This window comes from Mesorhizobium sp. 128a (genome assembly GCF_053848025.1).
Genome location: NZ_JBSPKY010000006.1, coordinates 90,182 through 114,278 on the forward strand (window position 1 = coordinate 90,182; position 24,097 = coordinate 114,278).

Below are 24,097 nucleotides of genomic sequence, written 5' to 3' on the forward strand. Positions count from 1 at the left end.
CGCGCGGGAGATGGGCGGTTGCGAAGTGCACTTCTGACGGCATGGATGCGCACGCCGCAGAAAGTTTGGCGTGCGAGGGATTAGAATCCCCACATGCTCCGTAAACAGGGCATGAAACGGTCGATGCCACGCTTCGATATAGTTGGACAATTGGGTTCGTTGCGGCGCTACGCTCGCTCGCTGACGCGCGACAGCACCGATGCCGAGGATCTGGTGCACGATGCGCTGGTGCGCGCCTATGAGCGGCGCGGCACGTTCCGGTCCGGCGGCAATCTTCGGGCATGGCTGCTGTCGATCGTCCACAACGCTTTCATCGACAAAATGCGCTCACGCCGTTCGGAAGCGGCGCGTGTCGAACAGGCCGGCTATCTCACTGACGCCAGCACCCCGCCGCCGCAGGAGCATTCCGTGCGTCTGGCTCAGGTGCGCGAAGCCTTTTTCAGCCTGCCGGAAGAGCAGCGTTCGGCGCTGCATCTGGTCGCCATAGAGGGCCTTTCCTACCAGGAGGCTGCCGACGCCAGCGGGGTGCCGCTGGGAACACTGATGTCGCGCATCGGCAGGGCGCGTGCCGCGCTGCGCTCGATGGAAAGTGCAGCCTCTTCTCCGGCCAAAAACCATCTGCGGATCGTAGGAGACCCGTCATGACCGATCTGTTGCGGGACCCGGTGACGGATGCCGATCTCGACGCCTATGTCGACGACCAGCTGGATGTCGCGCGCCGCATTGAGGTCGAAGCGTTTCTGTCGGCGCGTCCGGAAGCCGCGGCGCGGGTGATGTCCGACTTGAGGACGCGCGACGAGCTGCGCCTGGCGCTGGCTGCGTCCACCGGAATGGCGCGGCCGGCCACGACTGAAGTCGCACGCCGGCTGGGCAGGGGGCTGGCCAGTCGCCGTGTCTTCGCCGTGTTGCAGCGGGCGGCCGCGGTCGCCGTCTTTGTCGCCGCCGGCTGGCTGGCGAACGGCCTCTTCGGACCGCTGCTGGTGACCAGGGTGGTGGCTTCGCCGCCGCCGCCCGCCTATGTCGAAGAAGCGATCCGGGCGCACAAGACGACGCTCATGCGCGAGGCCATGCCCTCGCAGCTCGAGGCGCCGAACTACAATGCCGATGAAATTCGCGCCGCGACCGCCATCGTCATGCCGTCGCTGCCCAAAGACTGGACGATCCGCGACGTGCAGATCTACCCGTCGCGCTTCGGGCCGAGCGTCGAAGTGGCGCTGGAGACGAAGGATATGGGGCTGGTCTCGCTGTTTGCGATCCGGCCGGGAACGTTCGACGTGGTCAAGCCGGCAATAGCGCCCTCGGGCGATATTTCCTCGGCCTATTTCCAGATTGGCGAGGTCGCTTACGCGGTCGTTGCGCGCAGCGATGTCCACGACCTCGACCGCGCCGCCGAGACACTCGCCAAAACGCTTTACTGATTTAGACCCCAAAGGAGAATCCGCATGAACACCCCCGACCTCGGATACCGCATGGGCGCTGGTGCCCGCGCCGGCGCCGTCTATGACGAGGGCCTGCGCAGCCACATGCTGCGTGTCTACAACTATATGGGTATCGGCCTGGTCGTGACCGGCCTCGTCGCCATGTTTGTGGCCTCGACGCCGGCGCTTTACGTGCCAATCTTCTCCAGCCCGCTGAAATGGGTGGTGATGTTGGCGCCGCTCGGCTTCGTTCTGTTGTTCTCGTTCAAGATGCAGACGATGTCGGCGGTGAGTGCCCAGACGATGTTCTGGGCCTTCTGCGCGGTGATGGGCCTGTCTCTGGCTTCGGTGTTCCTGGTCTTCACCGGCACCAGCATAGCGCGCACCTTCTTCATCGCCGCCACCATGTTTGGTGCCACCAGCCTCTACGGCTACACGACCAGGCGCGACCTGACCCAGTTCTCGTCGTTCCTGATCATGGGCCTGATCGGCGTGGTGATTGCCAGCGTCGTCAACATCTTCCTCGGTTCGACCGCGCTGCAATTCGCCATCTCGGTAATCGGTATCGCCGTGTTTGTCGGCCTGACCGCCTGGGACACGCAGACGATCAAGGAACAGTATGCGGAGAATTTCGACGCGGAATCGCGGCAGAAGCTCGCCGTCTTCGGCGCGCTGTCGCTCTACCTGAACTTCGTCAACATCTTCCAGCTGTTGCTGAATTTCACCGGCGAGCGCGAATAGTCGAACCGTAGCAGGCAACAATCTCTATCTCCCAGTGGCCGGGGAAACCCTCCGGCCACTGTTGTTTTCGCCATGGGTCATTTCCCGCGGCTCCATGAGCGGTGTCTTGCTGCCTTTGAGTCCACGCGGGCTTTTGCTAACCTGCGGCTCGCACGCAGCTTTCCGCGAGGACGCATGGAACAAGTGACGCTTCACGGCGACGGGATTTCGGCGACCATTGTCGGGCAGGGGGCCGAGCTAGTCTCTCTGCGCAACGCCGAGGGTCTGGAGTTTTTGTGGCAGGCCGGACCGGATTGGCGGCGGCATTCGCCGGTGCTGTTTCCGATCGTCGGTCGGCTGAAGGGCGACCAGCTGCGCCACCGTGGCCAGGCCTATCCGCTGACGCAGCACGGCTTTGCTCGAGACAAGCCGTTTGTGTGGGGTGAGACGACCACCCGATCCTGCACGCTGGTGTTGACCGACGACGCCGACACCCGCGCACGCTATCCCTTCGCGTTTCGCCTGGCGGTCACCTACACGCTGGAACGCCGGCAGCTCGATATTTCCTTCGATATCACCAACACCGGCGACGAGATGCTGCCTGCATCGATCGGAGCGCATCCGGCCTTCAACTGGCCGTTGCTGCCGGGTCTCGCCAAGACCGATTACCAGTTGACCTTTGCCGCTGACGAGCCGGCGCCGATCCGTCGGCTGAAGGACGGCCTGGTGCTGGCTGCGCCGCAGCCGACGCCCATCGAAGGCAGAACGCTGGTGCTGTCGGAACGGTTGTTCGACGCGGACGCCGTGATCCTCGACCGGCCAGCCAGTGAGAGCGTTCGTTATGGCGCCACGCACGGTCCGGCGATCGAAATAGCTTGGCAGGGTTCCAAGGAACTGGGTATCTGGTCGAAACCCGGCGGCGCACCGTTCCTGTGCATCGAACCCTGGCACGGCTTTGCCAGCCCAGTCGATTTCGATGGCGAGTTCGCGGACAAGCCGGGAGCGATGCTGATCGCGCCCGGTGAAAAGCGTCTGCTGAGCTATCAGGTAAAGCTGACATCCACCTAACTGACGCTGCACTCTTCAGGTGCTTGAATTTCCCTGAAATGACCAGAATATGTGTCCAACAATATTTCCGGACGGTTGGGAGGGGTCGGCGGATGCCTGGCGGCTTGAAGATCGCTTTTGCCGCAGTGGCGCTGTCGGCGCTGGTTGCCTTTCCCATCGCGGCCGCTGACATTGACCGCGCCAGTCTCTACCGTGCGCAATCGGTGACCAGCGGCACTGGTGACGAGAATCGGGCGTGGGGCCTGGCACCGTGCCTTGAAGAAGTGCTGGTCAAGGTTTCCGGCGACCCGCGGCTGATTGGCGATCCGCGCGTTGCGGAGATGAGCCGGCATGCAGCCGACTATGCCACTGATATCAGCTACCGCGACCTGCTCAACAACCGCCCGCCGCATGACGAGCAGGGCACTCACGACCGGCCGCAATACATCACCGCCGATTTCGATCCGGACAAGATCGATGCCTTGCTGGCATCGCTGGGACGTAAGCCATGGCTGTTGCCACGACCCGCAATCGTCGCGTTGCTCGAGGTAAAGCCGATGAAGGGGAACGGCTTCACGCTGGTGCGCGATGGCGGCGACAAGCTTGAGGCGGATATGCGTGTCGCGTTGGCGGACGCCGCGCACCGGACCGGTTTGCCGCTGGAGCTCCCCAAACCGCAGGACGTCGCCGTTGCCGATGTAGCCAACACCTTGGCCGGCGATGCTCTGCTTTCCGGCACTTTGGCATGGCGCCAGGACGCGCTGGGTTGGGTCGGCGACTGGCGGCTCGGCTTCCACGGCAAGGAATATCGCTGGCAGGTGCGCGGCGTCAGCTTCGATGATGCGTTCCGCAATGCTGTGCGGGGAACGTTGCAGATCCTGTCGGGCAACGGACAGCCGGACACGCCGCACTGATCCAGGCAGAGATGAAGGGGGACGCCAGTCCGATGCGCGCAAGCTCCGTGCGGTTGCGGCGTGGAACCGCGTGATCGCCAGCCTGCCCAGAAAGTCGCATAAGATAGATTATGGAACTTATGCGTTGAGCGGTAGCCGGGAATTGCTGCTGATTTTCACAGGCTTGGCAAGATCGATCCGTGTGCTCGATGCTGTTGGCGACGCATGCCGGAGCACTGCTTTATCCCGGCATGGGCTATGAGCGGATTGGAACGCTGCTGATCTTCGGACCAAAGAGCCGAACGCCCTTATGAAAAGCCGTTCACATCACGCTGATTCATAAGGGATTTCGATCACCATGCCATCATAGGCCGGGGTGATACTGGCCGGCACCTCGGCCTTGACCGTGGCATAGTCGAGCGGCACATGCATATGCGTCAGCACGGCCTGTTTCGGGGTCAGTTTTTCAATCCAGCCAAGCGCCTGGCCGAGCGACAAATGGCTGGGGTGGGTGTTGTACTGCAAGGCATCGATGACCAGCATCTCCAGGCCGCGCAGCCGCTCGGCGGTGGCGTCGGGGAAGTCGCTGATATCAGGGCAATAGGCCAGGCCGCCGATGCGGAAACCAAGCGAAATGATGTCGCCGTGGATCTGCGGCAGCGGCTCAAGGGTGAGGGCTCCGCCCTCGCCTTCAATCGTTACCGGCCTGGCGTGATCGATGATGTGCGGTCTGACGATCGGCGGATAGGAGCTGCCCAGCGGCGTCTCGAAGCAATAGCCGAACGCTTCGCGCAGCCTAAGCATCGTCGGCTGGTCGGCATGGACATCGATCAGATGGCGTTGTTCGAGCACGTAGCCGCGCAGATCGTCGATGCCGTGGATGTGGTCGGCATGCGGATGCGTATAGACGACGGCGTCGATGCGCCGGACCGCAGCCATCAGCATCTGCTCGCGAAAATCCGGCCCGGTGTCAATGACCACCGTGGTCCTGGCACCGTCGGCCGCAATCCGCTCGACGAGCGCTGCGGAGCGCGTGCGCCGGTTTTTCGGGTTGGCCGGGTCGCAATTGCCCCAGTCGCCGGTGATGCGCGGCGTGCCGGGCGACGAGCCGCAGCCGAGGATGGTGAGGCGCAGCCGGTCGCCCATGCGTCAGGCGCTTATCACAGCTGGGCGGGGCATTTTCTTGAACAGGCGGAAGAAATTGTCCGTGGTGATGGCGGCAATCGTGGCCGCGTCGACGCCGATCGTTTCCCCCAGCACCTGCGCTGTATGCGCGACATAGGCTGGCTCGTTGCGCTTGCCGCGAAACGGCACCGGCGCCAGATACGGCGCGTCGGTCTCGACCAGCAGCCGGTCGTGCGGCACATCGGCGGCGATAGCGCGCAATTCGGCTGAATTCTTGAAGGTCAGTATGCCGGAGAAGGAGACATAGCCGCCAAGCGCCACGCCCACTTCGGCCAGCCGGCGCCCCGATGAAAAACAGTGCAGGATGAAGGGGAAGGCGCCCTTCCCTGTTTCGTCCTCGAGGATGGCCGCCATGTCGTCATCGGCGTCGCGCGAATGGATGACCAATGGCAGGCCGGTTTCGCGCGCGGCTGATATGTGGGTGCGAAAGCCTTGCGCCTGCGCGTCGCGCGGCGCCTTGTCGTAGTAATAGTCGAGCCCGGCCTCGCCGATCGCCACCACCTTTGGATGCGCGGACAGGCGAACCAGCTCCTCAGCCGTCACATCGAGCTCTTCGCCGGCATTGTGCGGATGGGTACCGACCGAGCAGTAGACGTCGTCGAAAGCCTCCGCAATCTCAAGCACTTGCGGAAACCGCTTCACGCGTGTCGAGATGGTCACCATGCGACCGATCCCGGCGGCCTTGGCGCGGGCGACGATGGCCGCCCGCTCCTCGGCGAAATCCGGAAAGTCGAGATGGCAATGGCTGTCGACGAGCATCAGGCGCTCGCCTCCGGCTTTTCGACGTAACGCGGAAAGATCCCTTCCGGCACGGGCAGTGCCGTGCCGGGCACCAGTGCATAGTCGGCGTGGACATGGGCGAAGTCACGATTGTCCGCCGGCACCGCCAGCAGGTCGAGCAGCTTCGCCGCCGACCCCGGAATGTAGGGCTGGCACAGAAGCGCCACGCGACGCACGAGCTCGGCTGTCGTCCACAACACCGTTTCCATGCGCGCCGGATCGGTCTTCTTCAGCGCCCAGGGTGCCTGCGAGGCGAAGTAGCGATCGGCTTCCGCCACCACACTGAAGATTGCCGCCAGCGCCAGATGGATGCCCTGTTCCGCCATCGCCTTGCGCGCCGCCCCAAGCGCTTCCACTGCCTGGTCGAGGATGGCGCTGTCGGCCTCGGTCAGTTCGCCGCGCTGCGGCACCGCGCCGCCGCCGTTCTTGGCGATCATCGACAGCGAGCGCTGCGCCAGATTGCCGAGGCCGTTGGCAAGGTCGGCATTGGTGCGGTTGACGATCGCGTCATGGCTGTAGCTGCCGTCCTGGCCGAACGGCACCTCGCGCAGGAAGAAATAGCGCACCTGGTCGAGGCCGTAATGCTCGACCATGGTGAAGGGGTCGACAACGTTGCCGACCGACTTCGACATTTTCTCGCCGCGGTTGAACAGGAAGCCATGTGCGAACACGCGCTTTGGCAGTTCGACGCCCGCCGACATCAGGAAAGCCGGCCAATAGACCGCATGAAAGCGGACGATGTCCTTGCCGATGATGTGCGTGGCCGGCCAGTAGCGCCATTGCTCGGCCTTGGTGTCGGGATAGCCGGCGGCGGTGATGTAGTTGGTCAAGGCATCGACCCAGACATACATCACGTGCTTGTCATCGCCGGGCACCGGCACGCCCCAATTGAAGGTCGTGCGCGAGACCGAGATATCCTTGAGGCCGGACCTGACGAAGCTCATCACCTCATTTCGGCGCTCGGCCGGACCGATGAAATCGGGCTGGTTTTGGTACAGCGCAAGCAATTTGTCCTGATAGGCGGAAAGCCGGAAGAAGTAACTTTCCTCCTCGTTCCACTCGACGGGCGAGCCAAGCGGCTCGCGCCGTACACCGTCGTCGCCGAGCGTGGTTTCGCTCTCTTCGAAATAGGCTTCCTGGCGGACCGAATACCAGCCGCTATAGCGGTCCAGATAGATGTCGCCATTGGCGGCCATCGCCTTCCAGATCGCCTGGCAGGACGCGTAGTGGCGTGGTTCCGTCGTGCGGATGTAGTCATCATTCGAGCCGCCCATCGCCTCGGTCATCGAACGGAAGATCGCTGAATTGCGGTCGGCCAGCGCCAGAGGCGTTATGCCATCCTTCTCGGCTGTCTGCTGCATCTTGAGGCCGTGTTCGTCGGTACCGGTGAGGAAAAACACATCCTTGCCGTCGAGACGCTGGAAGCGAGCCAGCGCGTCGGTCGCGATAACGGTATAGGCGTGGCCGATATGAGGCTTGCCGTTCGGATAGAAAATCGGTGTCGTGATGTAGAATGTGTCGCGTGACATGAATGAACCGTCATGAATGTCCGAATTGAATGTGAGGCGGTGGATATCGCATCGAGACGGCGATTGCCATCCCGACCCGAGGCCGGATCCGGTCACATTCGCATTGCGGAATTCAGGCGGTCGATCATGGTCAAGGCGTGCTGCTTCTTGTCGAGATTGTAGGTATCCGTCTCAGATATAGCGTTCAGCGCTTCGTGCCAAGTGTCCGACAGGGTTTTCGCCCGCTGGAGATCACCGGCCAGTGCCGCTTCGCTGGCGCCTGACGATAGCAGATCGAGTGCCCGACGGTTGAAGATGTCGAACTGGATCGCCTGGTCGCGGCCGGCGACTGCCTCGGCAAGGCGATAGGCGCCGGCGACGTCGCTCTTGCCTGATGTGACCAGGGCGTCGAGCGTCCCGGCAATCTCCAAGCCGCCATATTGGGTCAACAGGATCGCGTTGCGGGCGCTGCCCCCTGCCCGTTCCGCCAGTGCCGCGCGCGCCGCCGGATCGGCTGGCGGCGGCGGCTCGACAGTCTCCAGAACGCTCATCAGGCTGCCGGCATCGAGCGGCGCCAGCCGCACCATCTGGCAGCGCGAGCGGATCGTCGGCAACAGGCTGCCCGGCGCATGGACGATGAGGATGAACAGCGTGCGGGTCGGCGGCTCCTCAAGATTTTTCAGCAAGGCATTGGCGGCGTTGGTGTTCATGTCGTCGGCCGGATCGACGATCACCACCCGGTAGCTGCCGTCATGCGAGGTCAGCGACAGGAAGCGGTTGACCTTGCGGATCTCATCGACGGTGACGACGGTCTTGAAGCTTTTGGTCTTGTCGTTCAGCGGCCGGGTCAGATGCAGCACGCCGGGATGCGCCCCTGTGGCGATCTGGCGAAACAGCGGTGAGGCCGGATCGGGAACGGCAAACACGTCCGGCGCTTTTTCAAAGGCAGGATGCTTCAACAGATGGTGCGCCAGGTGGAAGGCAAGCGTTGCCTTGCCGATGCCGACGGGTCCGGCAAAGATCAGCGCATGCGGCAGTTTTCCCGAGCGATAGGCGGCGGCGAGCATGGCGGCCGCCTGCTCGTGGCCGACCAGGCGCAGCGTCTCGGACGGTTCCGGCACGCCGTCCAGCGTGTCGTGCTGCTCGGGGGCGATCCGTTCGAAGATCATGCGGGCGCCGCCTGCCTGTCGCGCACGGGCGCCCTCGCCTCAAGTGCTGCGAACACGGCCGCGGTGACGACGTCCTCCACCGTATCGGGAGGCGCCGACGCATCGATGACGATGCAGCGGTCCGGCTCGGCGGCTGCGATCGCCAGGAAGGCGTCGCGGCGACGCTGGTGGATATCCAGCGTCTCCTTTTCGAAGCGGTCCGGACCGTCGCTGGCGCCACGCCGCGCGGTAGCGCGCCGCAAGCCTTCGGCGGGGTCGATGTCGAGGATCAGGGTCATGTCTGGCATCATGCCGTTGATGGCGACCTCTTCCAGCGCTTCCATGAAAGCCGGGTCGAGGCCGCCGGTGACACCCTGGTAGACGCGCGAGGAATCCAGGAAACGGTCGCACAGCACGACGGAGCCTTGCTCCACCGCCGGCCGGATGACCTGCTCGACATGGTCGGAACGCGCGGCGGCGAACAGCACCGCCTCCATCTTCGGCCCGAACGGCTCGGCGGCGCCGGAAAGCAGGACATGCCTGACCGCCTCGGCGCCGGGCGACCCCCCGGGTTCGCGGGTGACGAGAACATCATACTTCTTGGCGCGCATCTTCCTGGCCAGCCGCTCGATCTGTGTCGACTTGCCGGCGCCCTCGCCGCCTTCGAAGGTGATGAAAAATCCGCGCGCCAACCGAAAGGCCTTTTGTCCTGCTTTGCGCTGACGTCATAGTCCGGACCTTGTCAAAGGTCCACGATTCTAACGCTGCTTTAACGCAGCCAGCCCACGGCCAGTTCCCTGGCGGCATCGAACGCGCGTTGTGGCAGCGTGCCGACGCCGACCGATTCGGCGGCGAAAAGCGGCGTCTCCTGGCTCAGCGTGTCGCCGATCCAGATGCGCAGCACACCGACGGGCTGGCCCTCCTCCACCGGCGCCGATACCGGTCCCAGATAGACGATCCTGGCCGTCAGCTTGTCGCGGTTGGCGATCGGCAAAAGCACGTTAATCGGCGCCTTCGCCTTCAGCGCCACGCCGGATTTGGCGCCGCCGAACACCTGGGCCTCGCCGACCACTTCATTGCTGGCGAAAATCTCGGTCTTCTCGAAGGAACGGACGCCCCATTCGAGCAGTTTTCGCGCTTCCTCGGCGCGCGCGCGGTCGTTCGCCAATCCGCTCATTGCTGCGATCACCCGCGTGCCGTCATGGCTGACCGAGCCGACAATGCCGAAACCGCCCGCTTCGCTTGAACCAACCACCAGTCCATCGGCACCGATGCCCATGGCCAGCAACGGGTTGCGGTTCCTTTGCGTAATCTTGTTCCAGGTGAAATCGGGCCCGCCATAATAGAGATAGAGATCAGGGTATTCGCGCCACATATGCAGGCCGAGCTGCGCCAGTTCATGCACCGTCGTTTGCTGGCCATCGGCCGGCAGGCCTGTCGAATTGACGAATGTCGATTTCGCCAGTCCGATCTGGCGGGCGCGATCGTTCATCTGCGCGGCGAAATTCTCTTCGGAGCCCGCCATGCCCTCGGCCAGCACCATGCAGCCGTCGTTGGCGGCCTGTATGGTGACGCCCTGGATCAGGTCCTCGACCCGGACCGCCGATTTGAGCTTGGCGAACATGGTCGACGTTCCAGACGGGGCGCCGCCCTTGCGCCAGGCGTTCTCCGAGACCACGAAGGTGTCGTCGAGGGTCATGCGCTTCGACTTGATGGCGTTGAAGACCATTTCCATGGTCATCAGCTTGGCCATCGAGGCCGGCGGAATCGGCTGGTCGGCATCCTTGGAAAACAGCACCGTGCCGGTTTCGGCATCGATCATGAAAGCCTGCGTGGCCTTGGTCTCAAAAAGCTGCGCGTTGGCCGGAACCAGCAACGCCAACAAAAGGCCAAGACCCAAAAGCCCGGCAAAAGGGTGGACAAGGCGAAATCGCATGAGAGGCTCGACCCGTTGGCCTGCAGGAAACGTGCTGCAAAGCTATCAGGCTTCTTCCCGGCGGATCAACCGCGCAATGGCAAAGCCGGCCTTGTTGATCAGTTGCGCACAGCCAGCGCGTCCGGCGCGCCGTGCGACCATGCTGCGCGCAGGAGATCGTCGACATTGCCGTGGCCATCCGGATAAAGATTGACCGCGTACCAGTCATTGCCGTCGAGTTCGGTGCTCTGGATTTCGGTCCTGCCGAAGGGCTTGAGGGCTTCAGCCACCCGCTTAGCCTCGGCCGCATCGTCGAAGGAGCCCGCCGCGACATAGTCGGAGACGGCAGGCACCGCCTGCGGGTTGGATTTCTTCCACGATTGCAGGATGTCGGCCGGCGACATGCCTTGGTCATCGAGTGCGGCAAAGACGTCGGCGCGCTGCACGCGTTCATCCGCATAGGAGAGCGAAGCCACGGCGAAGGGCGTCTCCGGCCGCTGAGGCACGATCGGCCCGAATTCAGGCAGTGTCACATCGCCGAAAGCCGGCGCCTGCACCGACATCACCGGCTGTGCTTCGGTGCCGGAATTGGTCAGCTGGCCGGGGAACGGCACGGCGGCCGCCCCAACCGGCAGGCTCGGCGAAGGTCCGTTCATCGCCACCATGACGCCGGTCGGCAAGCCGTCCGACGGGTCCGGTATCCGGTTGCCGGGATGATAGGACGCCATCAGATACTGATCGTCGTCGCCATCGAGCGGAGCGCGGCCGACATATTCGACCTTGACCTTGGCGGTGCCGACGTTTGCGTAGTCGAGCATCTGGGCGGCACGCTCCGAAACGTCGATGATGCGGCCTTCATGGTACGGGCCGCGGTCGTTCACGCGCACGATAACCGAACTGCCGGTTTCGAGGTTGGTGACACGGGCGTAGCTCGGCAGCGGCATGGTCGGATGCGCCGCCGTCAGATGCGTCATGTCATAGACTTCGCCATTGGCTGTGAGACGGCCGTGGAAGGCGTCGCCATACCAGGAGGCGAGACCCACCTTGGCGTAGCGCTTGTCTTCCTTGGGGTAATACCACTTGCCGCGCACCTGATAGGGTTTGCCCAACTGGTCGCGGCCGCCGCCGCGCCGCATATATTGGACGCGCGGGCTGGCCTTCACGCCATACTCGGTCTCGGCAAAATATTCCTTCGAGCGCGGCTTTCGGGTGTCGACCATGGCCTTGGGCTGCGGCGACGCGCACGCGGCCAGCAACACAGCCGAAAGAGCGCACAAGACCAAAGCAGGAGCGCGACGAAGACGCCGATGCGTCGTGGTCTGCATGTTTCAGATGTCCCCTACCGTCTCGACACAGGCGCCGCTTCTAGAATCTCGGCGAAGCCAGAACTGCAATGCCTGCGACGCGCCAATCCCCATCCCCTTGTGCGCAGGAATTGTTTAGCAGCGTATTAATCGATTGTGTCCGGAACCGGGCAGGATTGTGGCGGCGGTGGCAAGGCGATGGACCTGAGAAATAGGGCTGTCTGGACTCGACCGCTGTCCATTTTGCCCAGACGGACTGACCCATGCCGGTTGACACGGCTTTGCCGAGCACACTAGAGCAATGAACGCACATGATCGACCTTTCGCTGTTGCTTCCGGCAGCCGGGAGCGGCGATCAGGACGAGCGCGCAAGTGATTGAAAAATCACGACGGAGGGATGGCCGAGCGGTTTAAGGCACCGGTCTTGAAAACCGGCGTGGGTGCAAGCCCACCGTGGGTTCGAATCCCACTCCCTCCGCCACAATCAAAGTATAATCAATAACTTAGATGGTTCTTTAGAGCCTCGCCATAACCGTTGCCCACATGCTGAAAACTGCAAACTCGACAAGGGGATGTAAAGTTAGGTAACATTTGGGGCTAACTAAAGCGCGGAAAGGCTCCGTCTGAGCGCCTCGCAAATGCGACTTTTTTACCGGTGGGGAGCGGTGAAGCGGTCGGAGTCGGCAATCTGCAGCATATTAAGTGGGTCGGAATCGTACTCGGCGCCGAACCAGTCATGTTACACAATGCGGATCGGAAACATCGCCGCCAGCCACCGATTTTGGTCATCCTCACTAGCACCGGCTCCAAGCGCCGCTTTGAGCCCGCTCGGTCGTAAACGATGAGGCGGATATTTGTCTCGGGAATTGACCCGGAATTCAGCACGACGAGCTTATAGGCGATCCCATGGTTCCCCGCCGCTATGAGTTTTAACTGTAGCCGTTACCATCGGGCGAAACTGGCGCTTCCAAAAGTAGAACGACATACCGAGAGCAAGCAGAGATATGGCCAGTGCGGCAAGCGCTAATAAGGTGTCCAAGTTCGTTCTCCTTCTTGCCGCCTAACGGTGGCGGGCTTCTTCAAGGCGGAAGCACACTTGTTTCTTGCACAATCCTGGTCACCTCTTCTTCCTCGTCAACCATGGGCTTTGAGCGTTTCCCCTGAAGCGGACCGCAACCGATGGAGTCAAGGCCGAATCCGGAATGCAAGATGGTCGAATGAGGTAGGTTGCTGACCTAGTGGGGCGACGACCATTATGCGCAATCGCTAAACTACGGAACGTCCAATGGACATTGCCGGAACCGAACAGGTCAATTAGACCTTTGCGCGAGTAAGTCTGAGACCTTGGTCCTCATCAATTTGAGGTAGGAGCGCCGGGCATGGGACGCTTCCTTGATCATTTTTGGCCCGCCTGGCCGAGCGCAGCCGCAGCAGCCCCAAGCTGACGTTGGAAAGCGCCAGGCCCCGCGATCAAGCCCGACGTATGACGTCACGTCAAGAATCAGGTATCGCTGAGTTACTGCGGACCGACCGCCCTGCCGGCGCTGATCAGGCAACCTCCCAAGCAGCGCCGGCCTTTTTCCAAGCGGGCGACCCGCAAAATTTAGATCGGCCGCAGGTCGCCACTAAGCACATTGGCTGAGGCTGCAGAAGCGAACGTATGAGACGACGCCGATTGCCTTCAAAGCAGCTTGCGCTCATTCTTAAGTCAGCCAGCACCGCGCCTCGTTCAAGCCAGACTGGTCAGGCCCAGCAGCAGCCGCCGCAAGTCCCCTAGACCATGCCGCTGGGCCGCCCTGCTACAAGACGCGCTGGGCCGCGGGCGCGCTCCCGAGCGGCAAGGTCACCGTCTCTTCCGCGATCACACCATATGCAACTGCGGCCCGTCTGTTAGCCTATCTTGGCGGCGGACCATTTTCCGCCATGGCCGGCGTCCCCCACCTAAGGCACCCCAACAAGCGCCCTTTCGGCGCCGGCCATCTTCACCGGCGTTCGCTGCGGACCATCGTCCAAAAGGCTGTATTCCCACAACTCTAGCGAGAGCGGTACACTCACTACTCGGCGCGCTTCCCTCAAAGCGCCGTCGGTAAAAGGCTCGGCGCCCTCTGGTTTGTTCAGTGTCAAAAGGAGGGCGCCGGCCCCAGCCATTGCCGTTCGCCTGCGCCCTCGATGTTGAGAGCGATACGAAGGGCAATTCGTGACGCGCGTGACAAACTCGCCGAGCGAAGACCCCAACAGCCTCAAGCCCGGCGAGCCTACGACCTGATCAGAATACGCGATCAGGACCGGGGTCAGCCGGCAAAGATCTATGCAGCAAGACTGATGCCAGCAATTGTTTCCCGAAATGGGACTGCAAGTAAGGTCTGATCTGGGGAAAACGTCCGCGCCGGGTTCTATTGCAGAGTTGCTAATATTAGGGTGGCATCAGCCGGCTCGCCAGCCCCGAGTCGGTTAGGCCCGGCGGTAAGTCGAATTCACCCCAACGGACTCTGTCGGGCCGCCTGGTGGGTCACCTATTCTACGGACGGCTTTTGGCGCGGACGACCTCAGCACCACGCGCGCCGCAAATCCCGCAAGCGAAAATCGAGGGCGACCTGCTGAGCGAACTGGTTTGAGATATCAACGTCCTCGTGGAGGGCAGTGAATCGTGTGGCCGGGTAGTTATCTGCTCGGCCGGGGCCTGCCAGCGTGGATTGCGTATCCCGATACTGGGGATGTGAAAAGCTGCCATCAGCGCGCTGTCCTGAGTGGATCCCGATCGGCACTCCGGTTGATTTTTGAACCGAAATATGCTGGTTCTCCCGCCCATGAAGAAACTATTCCTTGCGGCCATGGCCTCGGTAACGCTGGCCTGGCCGGCTTATGCCATGGACGCCGCCTTGCGCGCCGGTTTGCTGAAACTCGATCCGCAGACCCGGCTGGAACAGAGATGCGACGCCGAGGTTCTCGACCGCATCAGCCATGACGATCGCAACTACAAGGCTGATCGGGTGGTCGCTTACGCCTTTGCGACGCCGCAGATGAGCGCCGACGCTATCAAGAGTTCCGGCGCTGCCTTCCGCAGCAAGGGGCAATGGTACCGGCTGAAGTTCAAATGCGAGACGGCGCCGGACCATATGGAGGTCTTGCAGTTCCGTTATCGCATCGGCGACGAGATCCCGGAAGCCGACTGGGCGAAGTACAATCTCTACGACTAAGTTCTCTCAGGCAGAACGCCTCTTCCCCATTCCTGTGGTTTTTCGGCGCTGTTTGTAGCGCTCTCTTGACGCCCGGGAACCATACACGTTAGGGCGTCGGCATATTCGACGACGAGCACGCGGCGAACAGTAAGGGCCTCCGGTCGATGGACATTTTCAGCGCTGCAAGCATGACGGCCCTCCTTCAGGTCATCGCCATCGATCTGGTGCTTGCCGGCGACAATGCCATCGTCATCGGCCTTGCCGCAGCAGGCCTGCCTGTCGAGCAACGGAAGAAAGCCATTCTCATCGGTGTGCTGGCGGCGACCGTGCTGCGTATTCTCTTCGCCGCGATCACCGTCAAATTGCTTGCCATCGTCGGCCTGCTTCTGGCCGGCGGCATCCTGCTGTTGTGGGTGTGCTGGAAGATGTGGCGCGAGTTGCGGACGTCCCATGCCGAGGAGCAGGAGGCGACCGAGGCGCTGGCCAATGCCGATCTCGACGGCGACAAGACCGTGGCAGTCGGCAAGGCGCGCAAGACGCTAGGCCAGGCAGCGCTGCAGATCGTCGTCGCCGATGTCTCGATGTCGCTCGACAATGTGCTGGCCGTCGCTGGCGCCGCGCGCGATCATTTCCCGGTTCTGGTCATCGGCCTGGTGCTCTCGATTGCCTTGATGGGCCTCGCCGCGAGCTTCATCGCCAAGCTGCTGCATCGCTATCGCTGGATCGCCTATGTCGGCTTGCTGATCATTCTCTATGTCGCGATCGACATGGTCTATCGCGGCATCGTGGAAGTCGCGCCGCATGTCACCAACGCGGTGAGTTGAAGCGCTTTCCGCAATATTGAGCCTGTTTCGACGGCAATTACCGTGCGTTTTGCCGCATGAAGGGCGTGCCCATACCATTGCCGCAATAAGTATGGTACTGCGCCGCCAATCCTGAAAATACCGGAAAACGCTTTATGTCCGCCCCACGCGTGAGTTTCGTCAGCCTTGGATGCCCGAAGGCCCTTGTGGATTCCGAGCGCATCATCACGCGTCTGCGCGCCGAAGGCTATGAGATCGCGCGCAAGCATGACGGCGCCGACCTCGTCGTCGTCAACACCTGCGGCTTCCTCGATTCAGCCCGCGACGAGTCACTCAACGCCATCGGTTCGGCGCTTTCGGAAAACGGCCGGGTCATCGTCACCGGCTGCCTCGGCGCCGAGCCGGATGTGATCCGCGAAAAGCACCCCAATGTGCTCGCCATCACCGGGCCGCAAGCCTATGAAAGTGTGATGGCTGCGGTGCATGAGGCCGCACCGCCGAGCCACGATCCCTATATCGACCTGTTACCGCCGCAGGGCGTAAAGCTGACGCCGCGCCACTACGCCTATCTCAAGATTTCGGAAGGCTGCAACAACCGCTGCACCTTCTGCATCATTCCCGCTCTGCGCGGCGATCTTGTCTCGCGGCCGGCGGCCGATGTGCTGCGCGAGGCCGAGAAACTGGCCAAGGCCGGCGTCAAGGAACTGCTGGTCATCTCGCAGGACACCAGCGCCTACGGCATCGACATCAAGTATCAGACATCGACGTTCGGCGACCGCGAGGTGCGGGCGAAATTCCTCGACCTGTCGGAGGAACTGGGCAAGCTCGGCATCTGGGTGCGTATGCACTATGTCTACCCCTACCCCCACGTCGCCGACGTCATTCCGCTGATGGCGGAGGGCAAGATCCTGCCCTATCTGGATATTCCGTTCCAGCACGCCTCGCCGCAGGTGCTGAAGAACATGCGCCGGCCCGCGCATGGCGAAAAGACGCTGGAGCGCATTCGCGGCTGGCGCGAAGTGTGTCCGGACCTCGCGATCCGCTCGACCTTCATCGTCGGCTTCCCCGGCGAGACGGAAGAGGATTTCCAGATGCTGCTCGACTGGCTTGACGAAGCCAGGATCGACCGCGCCGGTTGCTTCAAATACGAGCCGGTCCGGGGCGCCCGCTCCAACGATCTCGGCCTCGAACAGGTGCCGCAGGAGATCAAGGAAGCGCGCTGGCACCGCTTCATGCAGCGCCAGCAGAAGATCTCGGCGACGCAGCTGGCCAAGAAGGTCGGCGGGCGCCTGCCGGTGCTGATCGACGAGGCGCATGGCACCTCGGCCAAGGGCCGCACCAAATACGATGCGCCCGAGATCGACGGTTCGGTGCACATCCAGTCGCGCCGCCCGTTGCGCCAAGGCGACATCGTCACCGTCAAGATCGACCGTGCAGACGCCTACGACCTCTACGGGTCGGCGGTCTAGGAAACGCCAAAAGGGCGCCTCCCCGACGCCCTTAGGCTGAGTGGCGTTTCGTCAGAGCTTGACCGATTCCATTGCGGCCAGGGACCGATCGATCGCCTGATTGAGGGTCTTGTCCAGCCGCATGCCCGCCGCTTGGGTTGCGACGACCGAGAGGCGCGCGGCAAATCCCAAATGGAAGTCGACGAACCATTCAGGGTGCGGCTCGGGCTCCGGAATTGGCGGCCACCATGGCGGAAGTTTTGGGATCTTCGGTCGCGTCGGGCACCAGTCGTCGAGGTCGCCCAGCACCGATTTCATGTCGAGCCCGCCTCGCTCGGCGGACCACGCGCCGCGAAAGAATTCGTCGGCGATCGCGGCGCCCAGTTCGTGGGGCGGGAGCGGCTGAGGATTGAGTGCGATTTGCGCGAACCTCCACTGTGGTCCGTGCGGAATGACGTCATAAATGGCTGGAATACGCTTACCGATAATGGCTAAGAGTTTTTTGCTCAATTGCATAAGACATTCTCCTGCTCAAATTAGTAACGCCGGCCGATTTCGTCAGGCCGCGAGATGAGCATGCAAGTAAAAAGCAATTTCGTCTGTGAAGGGGATCACGGAGGCATATCGCGGACAGTATGCCCGGTTGGATGCTTGCGTCGCCATTTACCAAATTTCGTGATATTCGCTGCCGTTTACCCTGTTTGGATGCGACCTGCGTTATGGTTTCCGGGTCGTAAACGCAGAGGCCCCGCATGGACGACAGACCTGCCCGGCAGGATTACATCGCGACGCTCGACCTGCTGAGGCTGGCGGCGGCGCTGGCTGTGGTTTTCTTCCATTATTTCTTTCGGGGTGCTGCCGCCGACGGCGCGCTCGCCGAGGGCTATCCGGCCGTGGCGCCGTTCGCGCTCTACGGCTATCTCGGCGTCAATCTTTTCTTCCTGATCAGCGGTTTTGTTATTGCCTGGTCGGCGGAGGGCCGCTTCTGGCACGAGTTTGCCATCGCGCGTTTCGTGCGCCTCTATCCTGGCTACCTCCTGTGCATAACCATCACCTTCATCGTTTTCATGGCTTTCGGCGCACCGCTGTTTGCAACCTCGCTCGGTCAGTACGCCGCCAATCTGTCGATGTTTGCGCCGGCCTTGGGCCAGCCCTTCATGGACGGCGTCTACTGGTCGATCCTGCTCGAGCTGGTGTTCTATGGATGGGTGACGCTGGCGCTCATCGGCGGCGTTTTCCAGAAATGGAAGCTTGGGCTGATCTTGATCTGGCTGGCGATTGCAGCCTTGAACGAGTTCTTCATCGACAGCCGTGCGGCAAGGCTGCTGTTCATTACCGAGTTCGGTCCGTTCTTTGCCGCAGGCGTGCTGGTCCACCACATCCATGCGCATGGTCGTTCGTTGCCGGCCCTGCTGCTGCTCGGTGCCGCCTTCCTTCTGTCCTGCAGCACGTTGTCCGTGACGCAGCAGTGGATGCTGAACGAATATGGCATTGCCGTTTTGCAGCCGCATCTGCTGATCGCCAATTTCGTCATGCATTCCCTGCTGATCGGCGCGATCCTGCTGCGCAGCTATGTCGTGCCGTCCGCACTGACGCTGGCGCTGGGCGGGCTGACCTACCCGCTTTATCTCCTGCACCAGAAAATCGGCTACATCACCATCAATGCCGCAGCCCCGTTGGTCGGCAAATGGACTGCTGCTTTGGGCTGCATAGCGACGATGGCTCTGATTTCCTGGGCGATCTGGCGGTATTTTGAACGGCCGGCCCGGCGCAAGGCCAAGACATGGATCGGCCGCGTGCTCGATATCGCGCTGGCGCGGTTTCGCGGCACAAGTGCACAGCCCGCAAAATGAAAAAGGGCGCCATGCGGCGCCCTTTTTGTTTTGTATTCCCTGGGCTTACTGCGGAAGCTTGTCGTCGACGCCCTTCACGTAGAAGTTCATGCCGAGCAGCGTGCCGTCATCGGCGACTTCGCCGTCCTTGAGCCACGGCGTGCCGTCCTGCTTGGCGATCGGTCCGGTGAAGGGGTTCCATCCATCGGAGATCTTCTTGGTGGTTGCCTCGGCCATTGCCTTCACGTCGTCGGGCATGTTGGTGAAGGGCGCCAGCTTGACGGCGCCGTCCTTGATGCCGAGCCAGACGTTATCCGGCTTCCAGGTGCCGTCCAGCGCCGCCTGCACGCGGCTGATGTAGTACGGTCCCCATTCGTCGGTCAGCGATGTCAGCTGCGCGCTCGGCGCGAACTTGATCATGTCCGAGGACTGGCCGAAGCCGTGCAGCTTGCGCTCCTCCGCCACCTGCAAGGCTGCGGTGGAATCGGTGTGCTGGACGATGATGTCGGCGCCCTGGTCGAACAGCGCCTTTGCAGCATCGGCTTCCTTGCCCGGATCGAACCAGGAATTCACCCAGACGATCTTGGCTTTGAAGTTCGGGTTGATCGACTGCGCACCAAGCATGAAGGAGTTGATGCCCATCACCACCTCGGGGATCGGGAAGGACACAATGTAGCCGGCGACCCCTGCCTTCGATTCCTTGGCGGCGATCTGGCCGAGCACATAGCGGCCTTCATAGAAGCGCGCATTGTAGATGCCGAGATTGTCACCGGTCTTGTAGCCGGTGGCATGCTCGAACATCACCTTGGGAAACTTCTTGGCGACCTTCACTTCCGGATCCATGAAGCCGAAGGAGGTGCCGAAGATGATCTTGCAGCCTTCGCGCGCTAGGCGCTCGAAAGCGCGGTCGGCGTCGGGGCCTTCCGAGACGTTTTCGAGGTAAGCGGTCTCGACTTTGTCGCCGAGCGCCTTTTCCACCTCGAGCCGTCCCTGGTCGTGCTGGTAGGAATAGCCGAAATCGCCGATCGGGCCGGTGTAGACCCAGCACGCCTTCAGCTTGTCGGCAGCCTGCGCCGACGCCGCCAGTGACATGGCGGCGGTCGTGGTCATCAACGCAATAAGCAGTTTTTTCATTGTGTTACCTCTCTGAGTTTAGCCTTGGAGCTTCCCCGTTTGTTTTTGTTGTCAACGATCCGGAACGAATGGCTGCCCCAAGGAAGCCGGCGTGTTCATCATCGTCAGACGCTTGTTGCGCGAGATTAGAACGAGAACCACGACGGTTGCCAGATAGGGCAGAGAAGAAAGCAGTTGCGAAGGCACCGGAATGCCAAAAGCCTGTGCATGAAGCTGGCCGATCCACACTGCGCCGAAAATGTAGGCTCCGGCCAGCACCCGCCACGGCCGCCAGGAGGCGAACACGACCAGCGCCAGTGCGATCCAGCCACGCCCTGCGGTCATGTTCTCCACCCATTGCGGCGTGTAGACCAGCGACAGGTGGCCGCCGGCAAGTCCTGCACAGGCGCCGCCGAAGATCACGGCGAGATAGCGGTACCGGATGACCTTGATGCCGAGCGCGTGCGCCGACGTGTGGCTGTCGCCAATCGAGCGTAGTGTCAGACCGGTGCGGGTCTTGAACAGAAACCACATGACGGCGGCGGTGAGCGCAATCGAGATGTAGAAGATCGGGTCCTGGCCGAACAGCAGCCTGCCCACCACAGGAATGTCGGTAAGCCCCGGGATAGAGAGATTTGGCAGCCTTTCGCCGGGCTGGCCGACAAAGCTCGTCCCCATCATGCCGGACAGGCCGAGGCCAAGCAGCGTCAGCGACAGGCCAGTCGCCACTTGGTTGGTGGCGAGCGACAGCGTCATGACCGCAAACAGCAGCGAGAACACCGCGCCCATGGCGATCGCCGCCAGCAGGCCGATCCAGGGCGATCCCGTGACATAGCCGGCGCCGAAACCGCCGACGGCGCCCATGATCATCATGCCTTCGACGCCGAGGTTGAGCACGCCGGAGCGCTCGACCACCAGTTCGCCTATCGCCGCGATCAGCAGCGGCGTCGCCGCTGTCGCAATGGTCAAAAGGATGTTGATGGTGATGTCCATCAGCGAGCTTCCTTCAACTTCGGCGCGGCTTCGAGTTTCGGCGCCAGCGCCATGCCGACCAGGCGAATGCGATAGTGGATGAGCGTGTCGCAACCGAGCACGAAGAACAAAAGCATGCCCTGGAACACACGCGCGACCTTGTCGGAGATGCCGAGCGCGCTCTGCACGGCTTCGCCGCCGAGGTACGTCAGCGCCAGCACCAGGCCGGCAGCGACGATGCCGAGCGGATTAAGCCGGCCGAGGAAGGCGACGATGATGGCGGTGAAGCCGTAGCCGGGCGAAATCACCGGTTGCAGCTGGCCGATGGCGCCGGAGACTTCCGAGATGCCGGCAAGCCCCGCCAGCGCCCCCGACAGCAGGAAGGCGAAGAAGACCATGCGGTTGAGGCCGAAGCCGGCGAAGCGCCCTGCCCTCGGGCTGGAGCCGAGCACGCGGACCTCAAAACCCTTGAGCAGGCGGCTCATCAGGAACCAGATCAGCAAGGCGGCGATCAGCGCAAAGACAAAACCCCAATTGGCGCGACCGGCATCCGGCATCAGCTCGGGCAAAATGGCCGAGTCATTGAACTGGATCGTCTGCGGGAAGCCGTGGCCCTGCGGATCGCGCCAAGGACCGCGCACCAGCCAATCGAGGAAGAGCTGGGCGACGTAGACCAGCATCAGGCTGGTCAGGATCTCGTTGGTGCCGAAGCGCGTCTTCAGCAAGGCCGGAATGGCGGCATAAAGGGCGCCGCCAACCATGCCGGACAACAGCATCAGCGGCAGAACCAGCGGTCCCTCGAACTGCGGGAACAACACCGGGATGATCGAACCGAAAATGCCGCCGAGGATGAACTGGCCTTCGGCGCCGATGTTCCAGATGTTGGCCTTGTAGCAGACCGACAGGCCGACCGCGATCAGGATCAGCGGTGCTGCCTTGATCGCCAGCTCATGCAGCTGCCAGACCTGGCTGATCGGCTCGATGAAGTAGATCTCGAAGGCAGTCAGCGGGTTGACGCCGAGCAGCGCGAACAGAATCGCGCCGGCAATGATTGTCAGGCCGAAGGCGATGAAGGGCGACAGCGCTGAAAACAGAATCGAGCGCTGTGGGCGTTTGACGAGTTCGAGGCGCATCATGCCGTCTCCAGCGTGTGTTCGGCGTGGCCGGGCTCGGCGCCGCCCATCAACAGGCCGATCTTTTCGAAGGTGGCCTCGGCGATCGGCAGCGGTTTCGACAGTTCGCCATTGTGCATGACGGCGATCGCGTCCGAAATTTCGAACAGCTCGTCGAGGTCCTGGCTGATGACCAGGACAGCCGAACCGCTGCGCGCCAGTTCGATCAGCGCCTGGCGGATATGGGCGGCAGCGCCGGCGTCGACGCCCCATGTCGGCTGGTTGACGACCATGACGGCAGGGCTGCGGTCGAGTTCGCGACCGACGATGAATTTCTGCAGATTGCCGCCCGAAAGTGCTGCGGCTTCCGGATCGGGCGCGCTCTTGCGCACGTCCATCGCCACGATGATGCGCTGGGCGGCGGCATAGACCGCACCGCTCTTGACAGCGCCGCCGGTGCCGACAAAGACCTTGCCGTCCGTGGCGTGGCGCGACAGGAGCAGATTTTCCGAAAGCTTCATGCGTGGCGCCGCACCGTGGCCGAGGCGTTCTTCCGGCACAAAGGCGGCGCCCATCAGCCGCCGGCCGGTGATCGAGAGGCCGCCTGCATCCTTGCCACGGATGCGCACGGACGCGGCGTCCTGCTGCAGCACCTCGCCGGAGACGGATTCGAAGAACTCGCCCTGGCCGTTGCCGGCGACACCGGCAATGCCGATCACCTCGCCGGCGCGCACAGTGAGGTTGATGTTCTTCAGCGGGATCGAGAACGGCGTCGCCGGCTTTCGGCTGAGCGCACGCATCTCGAGCAGAGGCGCGGCGGTCTCGATGCCTTCGGCCGGCGCGCGCACCACGGCTTTCACCTCGTTGCCGACCATCATGCGGGCCAGCGAAGAAGCGGTTTCCTCGCGCGGGTTGCAGTGACCGACGACCTTGCCGTGACGCAGCACGGTGGCGCGGTCGCAGATGCGTTTGACCTCTTCCAGCCGGTGCGAAATGTAGAGGATGGATTTCCCCTCCGAGCGCAGGCGCTCCAGCGTCTCGAACAGCTTGTCGGCTTCCTGCGGCGTCAGCACGGAGGTCGGCTCGTCGAGGATGATGAGATGGGGCGTCTGCAAGAGGCAGCGGATGATCTCGATGCGCTGGCGTTCGCCGACCGAGAGATCGCCGACCAGCGAATCCGGGTCGAGGGGCAGGCCGTAGCTGTAGGAAAGCGCCCTCGCCTTGGCGGCGATCGAGCTGATCGGCGAGCCGTCGTCCAGCGACAAAGCGATGTTCTCGGCCGCGGTCAGCGCTTCGAATAGCGAAAAGTGCTGGAACACCATGCCGATGCCGAGCTTCTTCGCCATACCCGGGCTGGTGATGCGGACGGCGTCACCGTTCCAGAAAATCTCTCCGGAATTGGGCTCCAGCGAACCGAACAGCATCTTGACCAGCGTCGACTTGCCGGCGCCGTTTTCGCCGAGCAGCGCGTGTATCTCGCCCTTGGCGATGTTGAGGTCGATATGATCGCACGCCGTCAGCGTGCCGAATATCTTGGTCAGGCCACGAACCTCAAGCAGGTTCGCTCCATTGTGATCTGCACTCACAGTGCCTCCCATCCGGTTTCCGGATATGTTCTGTGTTCCCGCCAGCATGGTATGCGCTGGCTGCTCTCGTGCGAAAGCAGCACCCACCTTGAAAGAGCTTCAAGAATTTCAGCGGAAACTCAAGGGGTAAAGAT

At 62.4% G+C, this 24,097-nt stretch carries 21 protein-coding genes and 1 tRNA gene; 10 read left to right on the forward strand and 12 right to left on the reverse strand.

The genetic code is table 11. The features are described 5' to 3' along the window. The first annotated feature begins 123 nt into the window (after window positions 1-123). The 5 genes from ACWTU9_RS12770 (at window position 124) to ACWTU9_RS12790 (ending at window position 4,099) form a co-directional block, all read left to right on the forward strand. Entirely contained in the window at window positions 124-645 is a 522-nt protein-coding gene (locus tag ACWTU9_RS12770) for a sigma-70 family RNA polymerase sigma factor (RefSeq protein ID WP_455858570.1), read from the forward strand. Continuing rightward, window positions 642-1,418, forward strand: a complete 777-nt coding sequence (locus ACWTU9_RS12775) for an anti-sigma factor family protein (protein ID WP_455858571.1) — start codon at window positions 642-644, stop codon at window positions 1,416-1,418. The genes ACWTU9_RS12770 and ACWTU9_RS12775 overlap by 4 nt, the downstream gene beginning before the upstream one ends. 24 nt (window positions 1,419-1,442) lie before the next feature. Continuing rightward, window positions 1,443-2,159, forward strand: a complete 717-nt coding sequence (locus tag ACWTU9_RS12780) for a Bax inhibitor-1/YccA family protein (RefSeq protein WP_455858572.1) — start codon at window positions 1,443-1,445, stop codon at window positions 2,157-2,159. Window positions 2,160-2,333: 174 nt separating this feature from the next. Further along, complete coding sequence (locus ACWTU9_RS12785) at window positions 2,334-3,206, forward strand: aldose 1-epimerase family protein (RefSeq protein WP_455858573.1); 873 nt, start codon at window positions 2,334-2,336, stop codon at window positions 3,204-3,206. Window positions 3,207-3,331: 125 nt separating this feature from the next. Continuing rightward, on the forward strand, window positions 3,332-4,099 hold the full coding sequence (locus tag ACWTU9_RS12790) for a DUF2066 domain-containing protein (RefSeq protein ID WP_455858574.1): 768 nt from the start codon (window positions 3,332-3,334) through the stop codon (window positions 4,097-4,099). Window positions 4,100-4,405: 306 nt separating this feature from the next. On the opposite strand, the gene ACWTU9_RS12795 is transcribed toward ACWTU9_RS12790, so the two are convergent. The 7 genes from ACWTU9_RS12795 to ACWTU9_RS12825 all read right to left on the reverse strand — a co-directional run bounded on the left by ACWTU9_RS12795 (window position 4,406) and on the right by ACWTU9_RS12825 (window position 11,939). Next, entirely contained in the window at window positions 4,406-5,224 is an 819-nt protein-coding gene (locus tag ACWTU9_RS12795; RefSeq protein WP_455858575.1) for an MBL fold metallo-hydrolase, read from the reverse strand. A gap of 3 nt (window positions 5,225-5,227) precedes the next feature. Continuing rightward, complete coding sequence (locus tag ACWTU9_RS12800; protein ID WP_455858576.1) at window positions 5,228-6,022, reverse strand: TatD family hydrolase; 795 nt, start codon at window positions 6,020-6,022, stop codon at window positions 5,228-5,230. Continuing rightward, on the reverse strand, window positions 6,022-7,572 hold the full coding sequence (metG, locus tag ACWTU9_RS12805) for a methionine--tRNA ligase (protein ID WP_455858577.1): 1,551 nt from the start codon (window positions 7,570-7,572) through the stop codon (window positions 6,022-6,024). The genes ACWTU9_RS12800 and metG overlap by 1 nt, the downstream gene beginning before the upstream one ends. Before the next feature lie 92 nt (window positions 7,573-7,664). Further along, the gene (locus ACWTU9_RS12810; protein WP_455858578.1) at window positions 7,665-8,720 is read right to left on the reverse strand and encodes a DNA polymerase III subunit delta'; all 1,056 of its coding nucleotides are present in this window, start codon (window positions 8,718-8,720) and stop codon (window positions 7,665-7,667) included. Next, window positions 8,717-9,391, reverse strand: coding sequence for a dTMP kinase (gene tmk, locus ACWTU9_RS12815; RefSeq protein ID WP_455858579.1), 675 nt, complete (start codon window positions 9,389-9,391; stop codon window positions 8,717-8,719). Before tmk ends, ACWTU9_RS12810 begins: the two co-directional genes overlap by 4 nt. Before the next feature lie 77 nt (window positions 9,392-9,468). Next, entirely contained in the window at window positions 9,469-10,635 is a 1,167-nt protein-coding gene (locus ACWTU9_RS12820; RefSeq protein WP_455858580.1) for a D-alanyl-D-alanine carboxypeptidase family protein, read from the reverse strand. A 98-nt stretch (window positions 10,636-10,733) separates the two neighbouring features. Continuing rightward, a complete protein-coding gene (locus ACWTU9_RS12825) occupies window positions 10,734-11,939 on the reverse strand; it encodes a septal ring lytic transglycosylase RlpA family protein (RefSeq protein ID WP_455858581.1) in 1,206 nt (401 codons plus the stop codon). Window positions 11,940-12,309: 370 nt separating this feature from the next. Here ACWTU9_RS12825 and ACWTU9_RS12830 point away from each other — a divergent pair. From ACWTU9_RS12830 to rimO, 4 genes are all read left to right on the forward strand, one after another. Beyond that, a tRNA-Ser gene (locus ACWTU9_RS12830) sits at window positions 12,310-12,399 on the forward strand. A 2,308-nt stretch (window positions 12,400-14,707) separates the two neighbouring features. Continuing rightward, entirely contained in the window at window positions 14,708-15,115 is a 408-nt protein-coding gene (locus ACWTU9_RS12835; protein ID WP_454590031.1) for a DUF930 domain-containing protein, read from the forward strand. Between the two features lie 146 nt (window positions 15,116-15,261). After that, a complete protein-coding gene (locus ACWTU9_RS12840) occupies window positions 15,262-15,921 on the forward strand; it encodes a TerC family protein (RefSeq protein WP_454575134.1) in 660 nt (219 codons plus the stop codon). Between the two features lie 134 nt (window positions 15,922-16,055). Continuing rightward, window positions 16,056-17,369 (forward strand): 30S ribosomal protein S12 methylthiotransferase RimO, encoded by a 1,314-nt coding sequence (rimO, locus tag ACWTU9_RS12845; protein WP_455858582.1) that lies wholly within the window; start codon window positions 16,056-16,058, stop codon window positions 17,367-17,369. 51 nt (window positions 17,370-17,420) lie between these two features. Here the strand turns inward: rimO and ACWTU9_RS12850 are convergent, their stop codons facing one another. Beyond that, a complete protein-coding gene (locus ACWTU9_RS12850) occupies window positions 17,421-17,864 on the reverse strand; it encodes a hypothetical protein (RefSeq protein ID WP_455858583.1) in 444 nt (147 codons plus the stop codon). A 236-nt stretch (window positions 17,865-18,100) separates the two neighbouring features. On the opposite strand from ACWTU9_RS12850, the gene ACWTU9_RS12855 reads away from it, so the two are divergent. After that, window positions 18,101-19,201 (forward strand): acyltransferase family protein, encoded by a 1,101-nt coding sequence (locus ACWTU9_RS12855; RefSeq protein ID WP_455858584.1) that lies wholly within the window; start codon window positions 18,101-18,103, stop codon window positions 19,199-19,201. 45 nt (window positions 19,202-19,246) lie between these two features. Here ACWTU9_RS12855 and ACWTU9_RS12860 read toward each other — a convergent pair whose 3' ends face one another. From ACWTU9_RS12860 to ACWTU9_RS12875, 4 genes are read right to left on the reverse strand one after another with little or no spacing between them, the layout of a single operon-like run. Continuing rightward, window positions 19,247-20,314, reverse strand: coding sequence for a BMP family ABC transporter substrate-binding protein (locus ACWTU9_RS12860; protein ID WP_455858585.1), 1,068 nt, complete (start codon window positions 20,312-20,314; stop codon window positions 19,247-19,249). A gap of 51 nt (window positions 20,315-20,365) precedes the next feature. Further along, window positions 20,366-21,286 (reverse strand): ABC transporter permease, encoded by a 921-nt coding sequence (locus ACWTU9_RS12865; protein ID WP_455858586.1) that lies wholly within the window; start codon window positions 21,284-21,286, stop codon window positions 20,366-20,368. Then, window positions 21,286-22,401, reverse strand: a complete 1,116-nt coding sequence (locus ACWTU9_RS12870; protein ID WP_455858587.1) for an ABC transporter permease — start codon at window positions 22,399-22,401, stop codon at window positions 21,286-21,288. Before ACWTU9_RS12870 ends, ACWTU9_RS12865 begins: the two co-directional genes overlap by 1 nt. After that, window positions 22,398-23,975: an ABC transporter ATP-binding protein gene (locus ACWTU9_RS12875; protein WP_455858588.1), complete on the reverse strand. Its 1,578-nt coding sequence runs from the start codon at window positions 23,973-23,975 to the stop codon at window positions 22,398-22,400. Before ACWTU9_RS12875 ends, ACWTU9_RS12870 begins: the two co-directional genes overlap by 4 nt. Between the last annotated feature and the right edge of the window lie 122 nt (window positions 23,976-24,097).

What these genes read in the sequence shown, in the direction of transcription:
- ACWTU9_RS12770 (WP_455858570.1), top strand. Translation starts at nt 124, where the DNA reads ATGCCACGCTTCGATATAGTTGGACAATTGGGTTCGTTGCGGCGCTAC.
- ACWTU9_RS12775 (WP_455858571.1), top strand. Translation starts at nt 642, where the DNA reads ATGACCGATCTGTTGCGGGACCCGGTGACGGATGCCGATCTCGACGCC.
- ACWTU9_RS12780 (WP_455858572.1), top strand. Translation starts at nt 1,443, where the DNA reads ATGAACACCCCCGACCTCGGATACCGCATGGGCGCTGGTGCCCGCGCC.
- ACWTU9_RS12785 (WP_455858573.1), top strand. Translation starts at nt 2,334, where the DNA reads ATGGAACAAGTGACGCTTCACGGCGACGGGATTTCGGCGACCATTGTC.
- ACWTU9_RS12795 (WP_455858575.1), bottom strand. Translation starts at nt 5,224, where the DNA reads ATGGGCGACCGGCTGCGCCTCACCATCCTCGGCTGCGGCTCGTCGCCC.
- ACWTU9_RS12800 (WP_455858576.1), bottom strand. Translation starts at nt 6,022, where the DNA reads ATGCTCGTCGACAGCCATTGCCATCTCGACTTTCCGGATTTCGCCGAG.
- metG (WP_455858577.1), bottom strand. Translation starts at nt 7,572, where the DNA reads ATGTCACGCGACACATTCTACATCACGACACCGATTTTCTATCCGAAC.
- ACWTU9_RS12810 (WP_455858578.1), bottom strand. Translation starts at nt 8,720, where the DNA reads ATGATCTTCGAACGGATCGCCCCCGAGCAGCACGACACGCTGGACGGC.
- ACWTU9_RS12820 (WP_455858580.1), bottom strand. Translation starts at nt 10,635, where the DNA reads ATGCGATTTCGCCTTGTCCACCCTTTTGCCGGGCTTTTGGGTCTTGGC.
- ACWTU9_RS12825 (WP_455858581.1), bottom strand. Translation starts at nt 11,939, where the DNA reads ATGCAGACCACGACGCATCGGCGTCTTCGTCGCGCTCCTGCTTTGGTC.
- ACWTU9_RS12835 (WP_454590031.1), top strand. Translation starts at nt 14,708, where the DNA reads ATGCTGGTTCTCCCGCCCATGAAGAAACTATTCCTTGCGGCCATGGCC.
- ACWTU9_RS12840 (WP_454575134.1), top strand. Translation starts at nt 15,262, where the DNA reads ATGGACATTTTCAGCGCTGCAAGCATGACGGCCCTCCTTCAGGTCATC.
- rimO (WP_455858582.1), top strand. Translation starts at nt 16,056, where the DNA reads ATGTCCGCCCCACGCGTGAGTTTCGTCAGCCTTGGATGCCCGAAGGCC.
- ACWTU9_RS12850 (WP_455858583.1), bottom strand. Translation starts at nt 17,864, where the DNA reads ATGCAATTGAGCAAAAAACTCTTAGCCATTATCGGTAAGCGTATTCCA.
- ACWTU9_RS12855 (WP_455858584.1), top strand. Translation starts at nt 18,101, where the DNA reads ATGGACGACAGACCTGCCCGGCAGGATTACATCGCGACGCTCGACCTG.
- ACWTU9_RS12860 (WP_455858585.1), bottom strand. Translation starts at nt 20,314, where the DNA reads ATGAAAAAACTGCTTATTGCGTTGATGACCACGACCGCCGCCATGTCA.
- ACWTU9_RS12865 (WP_455858586.1), bottom strand. Translation starts at nt 21,286, where the DNA reads ATGGACATCACCATCAACATCCTTTTGACCATTGCGACAGCGGCGACG.
- ACWTU9_RS12870 (WP_455858587.1), bottom strand. Translation starts at nt 22,401, where the DNA reads ATGATGCGCCTCGAACTCGTCAAACGCCCACAGCGCTCGATTCTGTTT.
- ACWTU9_RS12875 (WP_455858588.1), bottom strand. Translation starts at nt 23,975, where the DNA reads ATGGGAGGCACTGTGAGTGCAGATCACAATGGAGCGAACCTGCTTGAG.